Source organism: Streptomyces sp. NPDC056144, from assembly GCF_042264145.1.
GTDB lineage: Bacteria > Actinomycetota > Actinomycetes > Streptomycetales > Streptomycetaceae > Streptomyces.
Genome location: NZ_JBHJVF010000002.1, coordinates 913,006 through 929,341 on the forward strand (window position 1 = coordinate 913,006; position 16,336 = coordinate 929,341).

Genomic DNA, 16,336 nt, shown 5'->3' on the forward strand with positions numbered 1-16,336 from the left:
GTCAGGCGTCGGGGGCGCCCCCGAGCCGCTGCCGCAGGAAGGTGTACACCAGCGCGCTGTTGTGCGCGGCCTGCTCGTTGTCGCCCGCGCCCGCGTGGCCGCCGCCGGTGTTCTCGTGGAAGAGCACGGGGTGCCCGAGCTCCCGCAGCCGGGCCGCCGTCTTGCGCGCGTGGCCGGGGTGGACGCGGTCGTCGCGGGTCGAGGTCATGAGCAGGACCTGCGGGTAGACGGCGTCCGCCGCGAGGCGGTGGTACGGGGACAGGTCGCGCAGGTGCGGCAGGTCGGCCGCGTCGTCCGGGTCCCCGTACTCCGCGATCCAGGACGCGCCCGCCAGGAGCTTGTGGAAGCGGGTCATGTCGAGCAGGGGGACCTGTGCGACGATCGCGCCGAACAGGTGCGGGTAGCGGGTGAGCATCGCGCCCATGAGGAGGCCGCCGTTGCTGCCGCCCGAGGCGCCGAGCGTCTCCGGAGTCGTGACGCCCCGGGCGACGAGGTCCTCGGCGACGGCCGCGAAGTCCTCGAAGGCCCGCGGCCGCTCCGCGCGGAGCGCCGCCTGGTGCCAGTCGGGGCCGTACTCGCCGCCGCCCCGGATGTTGGCGATCACGTACGTGCCGCCGTTCTCCAGCCAGGCCCGGCCGCTGACGGAGGCGTAGTACGGGGTGAGGGAGACCTCGAAACCGCCGTATCCGTACAGCAGGGTCGGCCCGGGGCCCGTGGCGGTGTGGTCGGGGCCGATGACGAAGTACGGGACGCGGGTGCCGTCGGCGGAGGTCGCGAAGTGCTGCGCCACCGTCAGGCCGGCGGCGTCGAAGCGGGCGGGCGCCTCCTTGAGGACCTCCGACTCGCCGCCGATGACGCCCCGGTGGAGGCTGGACGGCTGGAGGAAGCCGGACACGTCGAGGAAGTACTCGTCGGACACGTCCGGGTCGGTGTCGACGACGCTGACGGCCGAGAGCTCCGGCACGCCGACGAGCGGCTCGCGGGTCCAGGCGCCGCCGTCGGTGGGGGTGAGGACCTCGATGCGGGTGCTGACGTCGCGCATCGTCTCCAGGATGAGGTGGTGCCGGGTCCAGGAGTGCCCGGCGAGGGCCGTGCGCGCGTCCGGGGTGAACAGCACCTCGAAGGTGCGGTCGCCGCCGAGGAAGGCGTCGAAGTCGAAGGCGAGGAGCGCGCCGGTCGGCTGCCCGAGCCAGGGGGACTTGAGCGTGACGATCAGGTGCCGGCGGTGGGCGTAGGCGACCGCGTCCTCGGGGACGTCGAGGCGGACGAGCGTGCCGTCGGGGCGCAGGAGGTGGGTCTCGCTGCGGAAGAAGTCGAGGGAGCGGCCGACGAAGTCCCGCTCGTAGCCGGGCGTGGCGTCGTGGTGGCCCCAGGACGACACGTCGGCCTGGTCGGCCTCGTACACGGTCTCGGCCTGCTCGACGGGGGTGCCGCGCCGCCAGCGGCGGACCTGGCGGGGGTAGCCGGAATCGGTGAGGGAGCCGGTGCCCGTGTCCGTGCCGACGAAGACGGTGTCCGCGTCGATCCAGCCGATCCGCGTCTTCGCCTCCGGCAGGCGGAAGCCGTCCTCGACGAACGTCTTGGTCGCGAGGGAGAACTCCCGTACGACCACGGCGTCCCCGCCGTCGCGCGAGAGCCGCACGAGCGCGAGGTCGTGCTCGGGGTAGCGCACCGAGGCACCGTCCCAGACCCACTTCTCGTCCTCGGCCGCCGCCAGCGCGTCGACGTCGAGGAGGAGCTCCCACTCGGGCGCGTCCTTGCGGTACTGCTCCAGGGTGGTGCGCCGCCAGACCCCCCGGACGTGCTCGGCGTCGCGCCAGAAGTTGTAGAGGTGCGCGCCGCGCCGGACGGTGTACGGGATGCGGTCCGAGGCGTCGAGGACCTCGCGCACGCGCTCCTTCAGCGGGGCGAAGGCGGGGTCGGCCGCGAGGACGTCGGCGGTCTCGGCGTTGCGCTCGGCGACCCAGGCGAGGGCGGCCTCGCCGGAGATCTCCTCCAGCCACAGGTACGGGTCGTCCTGGGTCATCGGTTCACTTCCCGTTCTCGCGTCGGAGGGTTGCCGCAAGGTGGTGCTGGAGGGCCTGGCCGACCGCCGCGAGGTCGTGGCGGAAGTCGAGGGTCCCGCCGTCCTCGGCCGGGGTGTAGCGGCGGCGGGTGGCGGTCACCTCCTTGGCCATGGGGGTCAGCGCGACGTGGTCGGTGGCGAGGTCGACCCCCTCGGCCGTCGCGGCGCCGACCAGGATCTCCGCGATCCCGGTGGGCTGGGTGATCAGCGCCTCGATCCGCCCCTCGGGCTGGATCCGCCACCAGCCGCTCTCGCGGGCGGCGGGCCGCTGCGGGAGGCCGTCGGCGTCGACGATCCAGGCGCGGGCCTCGTAGCGGAGGAAGGGGCGGCCGTCGTGGCTGAAGGTGACCTCCTGCTCGTACGCGAACTCCTCGGCGATCGTCGGGTACGCGCCCCGTCCCCGGCCGGTCCAGGTGCCGAGCAGCCAGGTCACCGGGGCGAGCTGGGGGTGGGGCACGGGAGCCTCGTCCGGCCCGAGGGCGTCGGGGTACGGGTGCTGCCGCTCGCGGTCGAACATGGGGTGCGCTCCTGGGTCGGGTCCGGTGCCGTGTCGCAGCTTAGGGCCTGTCCGGCGGACCCCAGGTGGCCCGCGCGTGCCGTGGCCCGACCGGCTCGGGAAGATCCTCGCCGCGCGCACGGTTGGTGGAACCGTGAACGAATTTGGGCCGGAGCCGGTCGCGGAGGTCAGGGCGGTGGACGTCGTCGTCATCGGCGCGGGGCAGGCGGGCCTTTCGGCCGCCTTCCACCTGCGGCGCACCGGTCTGGAGCCGGAGCGGGACTTCGTGGTCCTCGACCACGCCCCGCGCGCGGGCGGCGCCTGGCAGTTCCGGTGGCCCTCCCTCACGTACGGCAAGGTGCACGGGATGCACGCGCTGCCCGGCATGGAGCTGACCGGCGCCGACCCGGCGCGGCCCTCCTCCGAGGTGATCGGCGCGTACTTCGACACGTACGAGCAGACCTTCGGCCTGCGCGTCCACCGGCCCGTCGACGTCACCGCCGTCCGGGAGGGCGAGGGCGGGCGGCTGCGGGTCGAGACCTCCGAGGGCGCCTACGCGCCCCGGGCCCTGATCAACGCCACCGGCACCTGGGACCGGCCGTTCTGGCCGCGCTACCCCGGGCAGGAGACCTTCCGGGGCCGCCAGCTGCACACCGCCGCATACCCGGGCCCGGAGGCGTTCGCCGGGCAGCGGGTGATCGTCGTGGGCGGCGGGGCCTCCGGGACCCAGCACCTGATGGAGATCGCCGAGGTCGCGGCGGAGACGACCTGGGTGACCCGGCGCGAGCCCGTCTTCCGCGAGGGGTCCTTCGGCGAGGCCGAGGGGCGCGCGGCGGTGGCGCTCGTCGAGGAGCGCGTACGGCAGGGGCTGCCGCCGCAGAGCGTCGTCTCGGTCACCGGGCTCCCGCTCAACGACGCGATCCGCGCGGCGCGGGCGAGCGGGGTCATGGACCGGCTGCCGATGTTCGACCGGATCACCCCGACCGGGGTGGCCTGGGACGACGGGCGGACGGTCGACGCGGACGTGATCCTCTGGGCGACCGGATTCCGTGCCGCGATCGACCACCTGACCCCGCTGCGGCTGCGCGAGCCGGGCGGCGGCATCCGGGTCGAGGGGACGCGGGCGGTCCGCGACGAGCGGGTGCACCTCGTCGGGTACGGGCCTTCGGCCTCGACGATCGGCGCCAACCGGGCCGGGCGCGCGGCCGTCTCCGACATCCGGCGTCTGCTGGCGCGCTCGCCGGAACCGGAACCGGAACCGGCCCCGGCGGGCTGAGCCCCGGCGTCAGCCCGCGGCCCGGGCCTCGCGCCGGTTGGCGTTGAACTCCGCCACGTTCTCCTGATGGAGTCCGTAGTCGGCGGTGAAGCGGGTGTCCCCCGGCCCGACCGTGACGAAGTACAGCCAGTCCCCGTCCGCCGGACGGATCACCGCGTCCATCGCCTGCTCCCCCGGGTTCCCGATGGGCGTGGGCGGCAGGCCCTTCCGCTCGTACGTGTTGTACGGGTTGGCGATCTTCGTGTCCGCGACGGTCGTGTCGACGGTGCTGCGGCCGAGCGCGTAGTTGAGCGTCGAGTCCATCTGGAGCGGCATGCCCTGGGCGAGCCGGTTGTGCACGACCCGGGCGACCTTCGCCATGTCCCCGGGGCTGTCGGCCTCGGCCTGCACGATGCTGGCCGCGATCACGGCCTCGTAGGCGCTCATGCCGTGCTCCTTGGCGCCCTCGGCGATCCGCGCGGTGCCGAATCGCTTGCCCGCCGTGTCGACCATGTAGCGCAGGAGCGCTTCCGGGGTCGTGGCGTCGACGACCGGATAGGTGGCGGGGAAGAGGTAGCCCTCCGGATTGCCCTCGGCCGCCGCCGGGAGCGGGAGGTCGACCGCGGGCGCGGCCGCGGCCTTCCGCGCGGTCCCCTCGGGCAGGCCGAGCGCGCGGTCGACGGCCGTGTAGACCTGGCCGGCCCGGCGGCCCTCCGGGACGACGAGGGAGCGGGGCTGTTCCACGGCGGCCGGTTCGTCGTCCGGGAGCAGGATCATCGGGACGGTGATCACGGCGGTGACGGCGACGACGGCTCCGAGCAGGAGCGCGAGACGCCCGCGCCGGGTGAGCCGGGCCCGTCCGCGCGGCGCCCTGGGAGGGCGCGACGGGCGGGAAACGGAGGGGCGTTGGGGACGGAGGGGACGGGGGGAGGGTGCGTACGGTGAGGACTGCCGGTACGTCATGGCGGCACGCTAACCCGACGGTCACAAGATTCCCGGGAACCGCGCACGCGGCGGCGCCGCCGGTCCCCGGGGACGGGGAACCCGACGGCGCCGGGCACTGCGATCGTCAGACGAGCCAGCCAAGGAAGTGGAGGACGCCGGCGAGCAGGTTGGTGATGACGTTCATGGTGGTGCTTCTCCTCGTACACATACGTCAGTGGGACTGCGCGGTCGCGGTCTGCAGCCCGTCGCTCGCACTCCGTAATCTTCCGTCCCCGTACGGGAGTTGGGCAACGAATCCCGGGACGATCACACGTTCTGGGGAACAACCGCTCCCACGTTCGCCTGTTCGGTATCCGGGCGCCCGTCACGGCGGACCAGGGCCGCGTACCGCCCGTCCTGGGCGAGCAGCTCCTCGTGGGTGCCGCGCTCGGCGATCCGGCCGGACTCCAGGACGACGATCTGGTCCGCGTCCCGGACGGTGGAGAGCCGGTGGGCGATGGTGATGGTGGTGCGGCCGGCCGAGAGGGCGTCGATGGCCTGCTGGACCGCGTGCTCCGTCCGCGTGTCGAGGGCGCTGGTGGCCTCGTCGAGGATGAGCACCGGCGGGTCGCGCAGGATCGTGCGCGCGATAGCCAGGCGCTGCTTCTCGCCGCCCGAGAAGCGGTAGCCGCGCTCGCCGACCAGGGTGTCGTAGCCCTCGGGCAGCGAGGCGATGTGGTCGTGGATCTGCGCGGCGCGGGCCGCGGCCTCGATCTCCTCGTCGGTGGCGTCCGGCTTGGCGAAGCGCAGGTTGTCGGCGACGGAGGCGTGGAAGAGGTACGTCTCCTGGGAGACGACGCCGACCGCGCGCGCGAGGGTGTCGAAGTCCAGGTCGCGGACATCCACGCCGTCCAGGGCCACCCGGCCGCCGGTCACGTCGTAGAGCCGGGGCACGAGGTAGCTGAGGGTGGACTTGCCGGAGCCGGTCGGGCCGACGACGGCCAGGCTGCCGCCGGCGGGGACGGTGAGGTCGATGGCGTTGAGCGTGGCGCGGCCCAGGGGCTTCTTCGCCTGGTCGCGGGCGGCCTCCTCGGCGTCGTACCGGAAGTCGACCTTCTCGAAGGTCACCTCGCCGCGGACCTTCCCGAGCCGGACCGGCTCGTCGGGCTCCGTGATGTCGACGGGCAGGTCCAGGTACTCGAAGATCCGCTGGAAGAGGGCGAGCGAGCTCTGTATCTGCACGCCCGTGGAGAGCAGGCTCACGGCCGGCCGGAAGAGGCCCTGCTGGAGCGAGACGAAGGCGACGAGCGTGCCGAGGGAGATCTCGGGGGCGCCCGACTGGAGCGCGATGCCGGCGGCCCAGTAGATCAGGGCGGGCATGGCGGCCATGACGATGCCGATGGTGGACATCCGCCACCGTCCGGCCATGGAGGAGCGCACTTCGAGGTCGACGAGGCGCTCGGACTCCTCGGCGAAGGACTTGGTGAGCGAGTCGGCGCGGCCCATGGTGCGGCCGAGGAGGATGCCGCTCACCGAGAGGGACTCGGTGACGGTCGCGGCCATGGCCGCCATCTGCTTCTGGCGCTGGGTGGTGATCGCCTTGCGCTCACGGCCGACACGGCGGCTGATCCAGACGAAGACGGGCAGCAGGAGCAGCGAGACGAGGGTGAGCCGCCAGTCGAGGGCGAGCATGGCGACGACGGTCGCGACGACGGCGGTGAGGTTGGAGACGAGCGAGGTGGCCGTGGAGGTCACGGTCGACTGCATGCCGCCGATGTCGTTGGCGATGCGGGACTGGACCTCGCCCGTGCGCGTGCGCGTGAAGAAGGCGAGCGGCATGCGCTGGAGCTGCTCGTAGACCCCGGTGCGCAGGTCGTGCATGACGCGCTGGCCGACGGTGGTCGAGATGAGGGTCTGGAGAACGCCGAAGACGCTGGTCAGGACGGCGGTGGCGATCATGCCGAGGGCGAGCAGGCTGAGCAGCCCGGTGCGCCCTTCGGGGATCGCGGTGTCGAGGATCTCCCTGAGGAGGAACGGGGAGGCGACCGAGACGAGCGAGGCGGCGCCGACCAGGAGGCCGACGAGCGCGAGGCGGGCTCGGTAGGGACGGAAGAGCCGGAGGATGCGCCGCACCTGCGCGGGCTCCTTGGGGCGGCCTGCGTCACGGGGCGGGGGCGTCCAGTCGGACCGGTCGTGGGGATGCATGGGCTCCTACGGGTGTTCGATGAGTCTGCCGAAGCAGAGCCTAGCTCATTGTTACCTATGCTCACAATGAACAAGGTCCTGATATTGTTCCCGCATGAGCACCCCCGACGGCCCGCCCGCCGCCGCCGCCGACCCCGAGACGGACACCGAGACCGGCACCGAGACGGACGCCGCGACCGACGCCGACGGCCTCCTCGCCGAGCAGCTGCTGCGGCTCACCCGCCGCCTGCACCGCATCCAGAAGCGCCACCTGGAGCCGGTGGGCATCACCCCCGCGCAGTCCCGGCTCCTGCGCACCGTCGCGCACTTCGGCGAGCCGCCCCGGATGGCCGATCTCGCCGCCCGGCTCGAAGTCGTCCCGAGGGCCGTGACCAGTCTCGTCGACGGCCTGGAGGCGAGCGGCCGGGTGCGCCGGGTGCCCGATCCGAACAACCGCCGCGTGGTGCGGATAGAGCTGACCGACGCGGGGCGCGCCACGCTGCGGGAGCTGCGCAGCGCGCGAAGGGCGGCCGCAGAGGACATCCTTGATCCGTTGACCGTCGATCAGCGCGAGGTGCTCGGAGGTCTGCTGTCCGCCCTGGTCGACCGAGGCCCGGAGCGCGGCTGCTGATCCCCCGGGCACGTCCTCCCGGACACGGGCCGCGCCGAAGGGGAGCCGTGACATGCCGCTGCTTGAGCCGAACCCGCAGGCCCTCCGCCCCGGGACGAAGCGGACCCCCGCGCCGGACCGGGTCCCCGAGCTCACGGCGCGCGGAACCCCCCGGAGGCTGCGCGAGGACCTCGCCGCGCTCCTCGGCCCGGAGAAGGTCCTGTCGAAGGTCTCCGACCTCGTGCGGTACGCCTCCGACGCCAGCCCCTACCGGTTCGTGCCGCAGGTCGTCGTGGTCGCCGAGGACATCGACGACATCTCCGCCGTGCTGTCGTACGCGCACGGCAAGGGCCGCGAGGTCGTCTTCCGGGCCGCCGGGACCAGCCTCAACGGCCAGGCGCAGGGCGAGGACATCCTCGTCGACGTCCGGCGGCACTGGGTGGGCGTCGAGGTCCTCGACGAGGGCGCCCGGGCCCGGATCGGCCCCGGCACGACGGTCGTCCGGGCCAACGCGGCCCTCGCTCCGTACGGCCGTGTCCTGGGTCCGGACCCGGCCAGCGCCATCGCCTGCACGATCGGCGGGGTCGTCGCCAACAACGCCTCTGGCATGACGGCCGGGACGACCCGGAACTCGTACCGCACGCTCGCCTCGCTCACCTTCGTGCTCCCGAGCGGGACCGTGGTCGACACGGCCGACCCCGCCGCGGACGAGGAGCTGGAGCGCGCCGAACCCCGGCTGTGCGCCGGGCTGATGGCGCTCAAGGCCGAGATCGAGGCGGACACCGCCCTCACGGCCCGGATCCGCGCCAAGTACGCGATCAAGAACACCAACGGCTACCGGCTCGACGCCTTCCTCGACGGCGACACCCCCGCGCAGATCCTGCGCGGCCTGATGGTCGGCTCCGAGGGCACCTTCGGCTTCATCTCCGAGACCGTCTTCGACACCCTGCCGCTGGACCGCGAGATCTCCACGGCGCTCCTCTTCTTCCCCTCGCTCCCGGCCGCCGCGGCCGCCGTGCCGCTGTTCAACGACGCCGGAGCGCTCGCCGTCGAGCTGATGGACGGCAACACCCTGCGGGCCTCCGTGAGCGTGGCGGGCGTCCCCGCCGACTGGGCGGACCTGCCGAAGGAGACGGCGGCGCTCCTCGTCGAGTTCCGGGCTCCGGACGCGGCGGCGCGCGAGGCGTACGAGGAGGCCGCGCGGGCCGTCCTCGACGGGCTCGACCTGGTCGCCCCCGTGCCCTCCGTCGAGAACGTCTTCACCCGCGACCCCGGGAGGATCGGCGGCTACTGGAAGGCCCGCAAGGCCTTCGTGACGGCCGTCGGCGGCTCCCGCCCCTCCGGTACGACCCTGATCACCGAGGACTTCGCGGTGCCGCCGGACCGGCTCGCCGAGGCCTGCGCCGAGCTGCTCGACCTCCAGGCGCGGCACGGCTTCGACGCGGCCGTCGCCGGCCACGCGGCCCACGGCAACCTCCACTTCCTGCTCGCCTTCGACGCGGCCGACCCCGCCGACGTCGAGCGGTACGCGGCCTTCATGGACGAGTTCTGCAAGCTGACCGTGGAGCGCTTCGACGGCTCACTGAAGGCGGAGCACGCCACCGGCCGCAACATCGCGCCCTTCCTGGAGCTGGAGTGGGGCGCGAAGGCGACCGAGCTGATGTGGCGGGTCAAGGAGGTCGTCGACCCTGACGGGGTGCTCGCCCCGCGGATCGTCCTCGACCGCGACCCGCAGGCCCACCTCCGCGGCCTGAAGACGATCCCGACCGTGGAGCGGATCGCGGACCCGTGCATCGAGTGCGGCTTCTGCGAACCGACCTGCCCCAGCCACGACCTGACGACCACTCCCCGCCAGCGGATCGTGCTGCGCCGGGAGATGATGCGGCAGCCCGACGGCTCCCCCGTCGAGGCCCGTCTCCTGGAGTCGTACGGCTACGACGCCGTCGACACCTGTGCCGGTGACTCCACCTGCAAGCTGGCCTGCCCGGTCGGCATCGACACGGGCGCGCTGATGAAGGAGTTCCGGCACGAGCGGCACTCGCCGCGCGAGGAGCGGATCGCCGCGCTCGCGGCGAAGAACTTCCGGGCGGTCGAGGCCTCGGCGCGGCTCGCGGTCGCCGCCGCCGACCGGATCGGCGACCGGGTCCTGGAGAGGGCGACCGGCCTCGCGCGCAAGGCGGTGCGCCCCGACCTCGTACCGGAGTGGCTGCCGGAGATCCCCGGCGCGGCATCCCGGCGACTGCCCCGCACCCACCGCCCGGCGGCCACCGCCGTCTACTACCCGGCCTGCGTGAACCGCATCTTCGCCGGGCCCGACGGCGCTCCCGGCCCGTCGCTGCCCGAGGCGGTCGTCGCCGTGTCGGCGCGCGCCGGTAAGCCGGTGTGGATCCCCGACGACGTGGCCGGAACCTGCTGCGCCACCATCTGGCACTCCAAGGGGTACGAGCGGGGCAACGAGGTCATGGCGAACCGGATCGTGGAGGCGGCCTGGGGCTGGACGGCGGGAGGCCGCCTCCCGCTCGTCGTGGACGCCTCCTCGTGCACGCTCGGCATCGCGCACGAGGTCGTCCCGTACCTCACGGAGGACAACCGCGAGCTGCACGCCGAGCTGACCGTCGTCGACTCGCTCGTCTGGGCGGCGGACGAGCTGCTGCCCCGGCTCGACGTGCGCCGCCGGGTGGCCTCCGCCGTGGTCCACCCGACGTGCTCCATGCGCCACCTCGGCGACGCGGACAAGCTGACCGCGCTCGCCGAGGCCTGCGCGGAGGAGGTCGTCGTCCCCGCCGACGCGGGCTGCTGCGCCTTCGCGGGCGACCGGGGCATGCTGCACCCGGAGCTGACGGCCTCGGCGACCGCGCGCGAGGCGGCGGAGGTCACCTCCCGCCCCTTCGACGAGCACCTCTCGGCCAACCGCATGTGCGAGGTCGGCATGGACCGGGCGACGGGGCGTGGTTACGAGTCCGTGCTGCTGTCCCTGGAGCGCGCGACCCGGCCCTGACGGCCCTGGTGGAGGACCTCTCACCCCGCACGGTGAGAGGTCCTTCGTATGTTCGGGTGAGCTGCGGAGTTCGCTGACGCCGAGCGCGGGACACGGAACAGTACAGTCCGACTACCCGCCGTCTGCCCAGCTCCGGAGGTTCCGTGAACGATCAGGTGCCGCGCACTCCGAGCCGTCGGACGGTCCTCAGGACCACGGCGGGAGCCGCCGGGGCGGGCCTCGGCATCACGGCCCCCGAGACGGCGGCCGCGCGGCCGGCCACCGTCTCCGCCCCGGCCGAGACCGGGTCCACGCCGCCGCGCCGGGGCGCCACCATGGCGGGGGTCCCGTTCGAGGGCCGCTCCACGGTCCGGGTCGCCGTGATCGGCCTCGGCAACCGCGGCGGCGCCATGCTCGGCCTCTACCTCGCGCTCCCCTGGGTCAAGGTGGTCGCCGTCTGCGACCCGGTCAAGGAGAAGGCGCAGCGGGCCGCCGCGAAGGTGGTCGCCGCCGGCCAGCCGGCCCCCGCCGTCTACACGCACGGCGACGACGACTACGAGAACCTGTGCGCCCGTACCGACGTCGACTTCGTCCACGTGGCGACCCCCTGGGACCTCCACTTCACGATGGCCAAGGCGGCGATGCTGAACGGCAAGCACGTCGGCGTCGAGTGTCCGATCGCGATGCGCGTCCAGGAGCTCTGGGAGCTCGTGGACCTCTCGGAGCAGACCCGCCGCCACTGCATGCAGCTGGAGAACTGCTGTTACGGGCGGAACGAGATGCGGGTCCTGCGGATGGCCCACGCGGGGAAGTTCGGGCAGCTGCTGCACGGGGCGGGGGCGTACAACCACGACCTGCGCGGCCTGATGTTCTCGCCGACGTACTACGAGGGGCCCTGGCGGAGGCAGTGGCACACGCGACTGCGCGGGGACCTCTACCCCAATCACGGCTTCGGTCCCGTCGCCAACTACATGGACGTCAACCGCGGCGACCGCGTGGTGAGCATCAGCAGCTTCGGCACCCCGGCGCTCGGCCTCGCCGAGTACCGCGAGCAGCAGATGCCGGCCGACGACCCGAGCTGGAAGGAGACGTACATCGGGAGCGACCGGACGATCAGCCTGGTCCAGACGGCCAAGGGCCGGCTCATCCGCCTCGAACACGACGTGTCCACCCCGCACCCGTACAGCCGGATCAACAACCTGGGCGGCACGAAGGGCGTCTTCGAGGACTACCCGCCGCGGATCTACCTGGAGCCGGACCACAAGAACGACCAATGGGCCGACTTCGCCACGTACGCCGAGGAGTTCGACCACTGGCTGTGGAAGGAACACGCCAATCCGCCCGGCGGCCACGGCGGCATGGACTACATCATGCTGTACCGCCTGACCCAGTGCCTCCACCTCGGCCTGGTCCCCGACTTCGACGTGTACGACGCCGCCACGTGGACGGCCCCGGTACCGCTGAGCCACGCCTCGATCAAGGCGCAGGGAGCGCCGCAGTTCTTCCCCGACTTCACCCGGGGCGAATGGCGCAAGGCCCGCTCGGGCGTGGACTCGGTGAAGCCGGCCTGACCCCCGGCGAACCCGGCACCGCCGCGCCGACCGCCGGCTCCTAGGCTCCTCCCATGACGGGAACATGGTTCGTCCTCCTCGAAGAGGAGACGAAGGGGTACGCGAGCATCGACGGGCACGGACACGACCTGTACCGCTGGCACCTGACGCGGACCTCCGAGGCCCAGGCCACCCGGGCGGCGGCCGAAACCGCCGCCCGTGCGCTCGCCGACAGTCACGTCCCCGACGAGATCGCCCGGTCGCTCAACCCCGGTGGCCGGCCGGAGCGACGGGTCTACCGCATGCCGGACGGCGCTCTGCTGGTCCAGCTGGGGCGCGGATACGGCGAGTCCCGGTTCCGGGTGAGCGTCGGGGAACTGGTCAGCGCGCGGGAGGAGGTCAAGGGCAGGAGCGCCCCTTCCGCCCCGACAGGGCTCAGGCGTTTCTTCGGCTAGACACCCCGTAGATGTACGGACATGGCGCGATCTGTTCCCTCGTGGCCCGTCGCGCGGAAAATCGATTGCCTCGTCCCGGGGAAGACGCGAACCTTGCACGGTTTCCATCCCCCGCCGGACACCCGCGCCCCCTGGCCTTCGCACGCCACCGGTGCGTCCCCGGCAGACCGAAGACCCTGGGACGCCATGCAGATTCGAGATCTTCCCTACGCCGACCCAGGGGTCCCCGACGTCCGTTCGGGCACCCGGTTCCTGCTCTGGCTCGGCCGCAACCAGCTCGGCGGGCAGGTGAAGGCGCTCCTGTGGGGGCTGCTGCTCCAGCTGGGCATCGCCGCGCTGCCGGTGGGCATCGGGATCGCCGTGCAGGCGGTGGTGGACCGGGACGGCGGGCGGCTCGCCCTCGCCGGCGGGCTGCTCCTGGTGTTCGGTGTCGCGATCGCCGTCGGCGACACGATGCTGCACCGCACCGCCGTCACCAACTGGATCACCGCCGCCGCCCGCGTGCAGCAGCTGCTGTCCCGCAAGACCGCCGAGCTGGGTTCCGCCCTGACCCGGCGGGTCGCGGCGGGTGAGGTCGTCGCCGTCTCCACCGGTGACGTCGAGAAGATCGGCTGGTTCGTCGAGGCGCTCTCCCGGTTCGCCGCCGCGGCCACCACCCTGCTCGCCGTCTGTGTGGCGCTCGTCGTCTACCAGCCGGCGCTGGGCATCGTCGTCGCCCTCGGCGTCCCGGTCCTCGCGCTCGCCGTCCTGCCCCTGCTCCCCCGGGCGACGCGCCGGGCCGACGTCCAGCGCGAGAAGGCCGGCAAGGCCACGGAGCTGGCCTCCGACACCGTCGCCGGGCTCCGTGTCCTGCGCGGCATCGGCGGCGAGGAGCTCTTCCTCGGCCGCTACCGCGCCGCCTCCCAGGAGGTCCGCAGGGCGGCCGTGCACAGCGCGCGGATGTGGGCGCTGATCGCCGCGATCCAGGTCGTCCTGCCGGGCATCCTGCTCATCGTCGTGGTGGCGTACGGGGCGCGGCTCGCGCTCGACGGGCGCATCACGGTCGGCGAGCTGGTCATGATCTACGGGGCGGTGGCCCTCACCCACCACCCGCTGCGGAACTTCGAGGAGATCGCCATGGCGTACTCCTTCTCGAAGCCCTCCGCGAAGCGGGCCGCGCGGGTCCTCGCGCTGACCCGTACCGCCACGACCACCACGGCCAGCACGGCCAGCACGGCCACCGAGGGAGTGGACCGCGAGGCCGGCGGCGACCTGTACGACCCGCTGACCGGGCTCCTCGCCCCGGCCGGGCGGTTCACCGCCGTCGTCTGCGGCGACCCCGACGTCGCCGGGCGGCTCGCGGACCGGCTCGGCGGCCATCCCGCGGAGCCCGGCGAGGACCACACCTCGGTCCTGCTCGGCGGGGTCCCGCTCGACGAGCTGCCGCTGGAGACCGCCCGTACCGCCGTCCTCGTCCAGGACAAGGACCCGGTGCTGCTCTCCGGCACGCTCCGGGACCTCCTCGACGTGCCGTCCTCCGGGGCGGTGCGGGCCGAGGACGCGCTCGCCGCCGCCCAGTGCGGGGACGTCCTCGACGCTCTCGCGCAGGCCTCCGTCGACACGGACGGGGACCCGATGCGGACCCGGATCACCGAGCGGGGCCGGTCGCTGTCCGGCGGCCAGCGCCAGCGGCTCGCGCTCGCGCGCTCGCTGGTCACCGCCCCGTGCGTGCTCGTCCTCGACGAGCCGACCTCGGCCGTCGACGCGCACACCGAGTCCCGGGTGGCGGCCGGGATCGCGGAGCTCCGCGCGGGCGGGACCACCGTGGTCCTCGCCTCCTCGCCGCTCCTCCTGGACCGCGCCGACCGGGTCGTCCTCGTCCACGAGGGACAGGCCGTCGCCGTCGGCACCCATCGCGAGCTCCTCGCGAAGGAGCCGCGCTACCGGGCGGTCGTCACCCGCGAGACGGACGAGGAACTCGCCACCGCCTCCCGCGGCACCCATGAACTCACCGCACTGGAAGGGGAATCGGCATGATCGGCCTGGCGCCTCCGGAGTACGACCCGGCGGCCCCGACGACGGCGACGACGCTGCCCGTCGCGGGCGGCGCGACCGTGCGGGCCTACGTGCGCGAGCTGCTGCGCCGCCACCGCGGGGCCTTCACGCTGCTCATCGGGGTGAACGCGGTCGCCGTCATCGCCTCGATGGTCGGCCCGTACCTCCTCGGTTCGGTGGTCGACGAGCTCTCCGCCGGTGCCCGTGACCTGCATCTGGAGCGGACGGTCGCGTTCTTCGCGGTCGCGCTGCTCGTGCAGACCGTGTTCACCCGGCTCGTCCGGCTGCGCGGGGCGACGCTGGGCGAGGAGATGCTCGCCGACCTGCGCGAGGACTTCCTCGTCCGCTCGGTCGGTCTGCCGCCCGGCGTCCTCGAACGGGCCGGGACCGGCGACCTGCTGTCCCGGATCACCACCGACGTCGACCGGCTCGCCAACGCCATGCGCGAGGCCGTGCCGCAGCTCGTCATCGGCGTCGCCTGGGCGGGCCTGCTGCTCGGCGGGCTCGCGGTGACCGCTCCCCCGCTCGCGCTCGCCGCCCTGATCGCCGCGCCGGTGCTGATCGTCGGCTGCCGCTGGTACTTCAAGCGGGCGCCCTCCGCGTACCGCTCGGAGTCCGCGGGGTACGCGGCGGTCGCCGCCGCGCTCGCGGAGACCGTCGACGCGGGCCGTACGGTCGAGGCGCACCGCCTCGGCGCGCGGCGGATCGCGCTCTCCGAGCGGCGGATCACCGAGTGGGTGGCGTGGGAGCGGTACACGCTCTTCCTGCGCTCGGTCCTCTTCCCGGTCGTCACCGCGACCCACATGACGGTCCTGTGCGCGGTCCTGCTGCTCGGCGGGTTCTTCGTCTTCCGGGGCTGGATCGACGTGGGGCAGCTGACGACGGGCGCGCTGTTCGCGCAGATGCTGGTCGACCCGATCGGGATCGTGCTGCGCTGGTACGACGAGCTCCAGGTCGCCCAGGTGTCCCTGGGCCGCCTCGTCGGCGTCCGGGAGATCGAGCCGGACGCCGGCGACGGGAGCGTACGGCCCGAGGGCCGGGCGGTCCGGGCGGACGAGGTCCGGTTCGGCTACCGCGAGGGTGTCGACGTGCTCCACGAGGTGTCCCTGAAGGTGGCGCCCGGCACCCGGCTGGCCCTGGTGGGGCCCTCGGGCGCGGGCAAGTCCACGCTCGGGCGGCTGCTCGCGGGCATCTACGCGCCCCGCGCGGGTTCCGTGACGCTGGGCGCGGCCGAGCTGGCGCGGATGCCCGCCGAGCGGGTCCGCGAGCACGTGGCCCTGGTCAACCAGGAGCACCACGTCTTCGTCGGCTCGCTCCGCGACAACCTGCTCCTGGCCCGGACGGGCGCGGCCGACGAGGAGCTGTGGGAGGCCCTGGCGGCGGTGGACGCCGACGCCTGGGCGCGGGCGCTCGACGAGGGCCTGGACACCGAGGTCGGCTCGGGCGGCCGGGCGCTCACTCCGGCGCAGGCCCAGCAGATCGCGCTGGCCCGGCTCGTCCTGGCGGACCCGCACACGCTGGTCCTGGACGAGGCGACCTCGCTGCTCGACCCGCGCGCGGCCCGGCACCTGGAGCGGTCCCTCGCACGGGTCCTGGACGGCCGTACGGTCGTGGCGATCGCGCACCGGCTGCACACCGCGCACGACGCGGACCTGATCGCCGTGGTCGAGTCGGGCCGGATCAGCGAGCTCGGCAGCCACGACGAGCTGGTCGCGGCGGACGGGGCGTACGCGGCGCTGTGGCGGTCCTGGCACGGCTGAGCCGCGGGACACGAAAAAAGGGGGGC

11 protein-coding genes are annotated in these 16,336 nt (G+C 73.5%); 7 read left to right on the forward strand and 4 right to left on the reverse strand.

Features of this window, described 5'->3' with window-relative positions; translation table 11 throughout:
* Nucleotide 1: 1 nt before the first annotated feature.
* Together ACFC0Z_RS10580 and ACFC0Z_RS10585 are read right to left on the reverse strand one after the other, a co-directional pair.
* On the reverse strand, nucleotides 2-2,026 hold the full coding sequence (locus tag ACFC0Z_RS10580) for a prolyl oligopeptidase family protein (protein ID WP_376434910.1): 2,025 nt from the start codon (nucleotides 2,024-2,026) through the stop codon (nucleotides 2-4).
* A gap of 4 nt (nucleotides 2,027-2,030) precedes the next feature.
* Nucleotides 2,031-2,582: an FABP family protein gene (locus tag ACFC0Z_RS10585; protein ID WP_376434912.1), complete on the reverse strand. Its 552-nt coding sequence runs from the start codon at nucleotides 2,580-2,582 to the stop codon at nucleotides 2,031-2,033.
* 133 nt (nucleotides 2,583-2,715) lie between these two features.
* Between ACFC0Z_RS10585 and ACFC0Z_RS10590 the strand changes: the two genes are divergently transcribed.
* Nucleotides 2,716-3,837 (forward strand): NAD(P)-binding domain-containing protein, encoded by a 1,122-nt coding sequence (locus ACFC0Z_RS10590; protein WP_376434914.1) that lies wholly within the window; start codon nucleotides 2,716-2,718, stop codon nucleotides 3,835-3,837.
* 9 nt (nucleotides 3,838-3,846) lie between these two features.
* On the opposite strand, the gene mltG is transcribed toward ACFC0Z_RS10590, so the two are convergent.
* A complete protein-coding gene (mltG, locus tag ACFC0Z_RS10595) occupies nucleotides 3,847-4,779 on the reverse strand; it encodes an endolytic transglycosylase MltG (RefSeq protein WP_376434916.1) in 933 nt (310 codons plus the stop codon).
* Between the two features lie 288 nt (nucleotides 4,780-5,067).
* Nucleotides 5,068-6,945, reverse strand: coding sequence for an ABC transporter ATP-binding protein (locus ACFC0Z_RS10600; protein ID WP_376434918.1), 1,878 nt, complete (start codon nucleotides 6,943-6,945; stop codon nucleotides 5,068-5,070).
* A gap of 94 nt (nucleotides 6,946-7,039) precedes the next feature.
* Between ACFC0Z_RS10600 and ACFC0Z_RS10605 the strand changes: the two genes are divergently transcribed.
* The 6 genes from ACFC0Z_RS10605 to ACFC0Z_RS10630 all read left to right on the forward strand — a co-directional run bounded on the left by ACFC0Z_RS10605 (nucleotide 7,040) and on the right by ACFC0Z_RS10630 (nucleotide 16,310).
* Nucleotides 7,040-7,555, forward strand: coding sequence for a MarR family winged helix-turn-helix transcriptional regulator (locus tag ACFC0Z_RS10605; RefSeq protein WP_376434920.1), 516 nt, complete (start codon nucleotides 7,040-7,042; stop codon nucleotides 7,553-7,555).
* Nucleotides 7,556-7,607: 52 nt separating this feature from the next.
* Nucleotides 7,608-10,532: an FAD-binding and (Fe-S)-binding domain-containing protein gene (locus tag ACFC0Z_RS10610; RefSeq protein ID WP_376434922.1), complete on the forward strand. Its 2,925-nt coding sequence runs from the start codon at nucleotides 7,608-7,610 to the stop codon at nucleotides 10,530-10,532.
* 143 nt (nucleotides 10,533-10,675) lie between these two features.
* Nucleotides 10,676-12,082, forward strand: a complete 1,407-nt coding sequence (locus ACFC0Z_RS10615) for a Gfo/Idh/MocA family protein (RefSeq protein ID WP_376434923.1) — start codon at nucleotides 10,676-10,678, stop codon at nucleotides 12,080-12,082.
* A 53-nt stretch (nucleotides 12,083-12,135) separates the two neighbouring features.
* Nucleotides 12,136-12,516: a hypothetical protein gene (locus ACFC0Z_RS10620; protein WP_376434925.1), complete on the forward strand. Its 381-nt coding sequence runs from the start codon at nucleotides 12,136-12,138 to the stop codon at nucleotides 12,514-12,516.
* A 186-nt stretch (nucleotides 12,517-12,702) separates the two neighbouring features.
* Nucleotides 12,703-14,532 carry an ABC transporter transmembrane domain-containing protein gene (locus ACFC0Z_RS10625; protein ID WP_376434927.1) on the forward strand — a complete coding sequence of 610 codons (1,830 nt, stop codon included), beginning with the start codon at nucleotides 12,703-12,705 and terminating at the stop codon, nucleotides 14,530-14,532.
* On the forward strand, nucleotides 14,529-16,310 hold the full coding sequence (locus ACFC0Z_RS10630) for an ABC transporter ATP-binding protein (RefSeq protein ID WP_376434929.1): 1,782 nt from the start codon (nucleotides 14,529-14,531) through the stop codon (nucleotides 16,308-16,310). The genes ACFC0Z_RS10625 and ACFC0Z_RS10630 overlap by 4 nt, the downstream gene beginning before the upstream one ends.
* The last annotated feature ends 26 nt before the right edge of the window (nucleotides 16,311-16,336 follow it).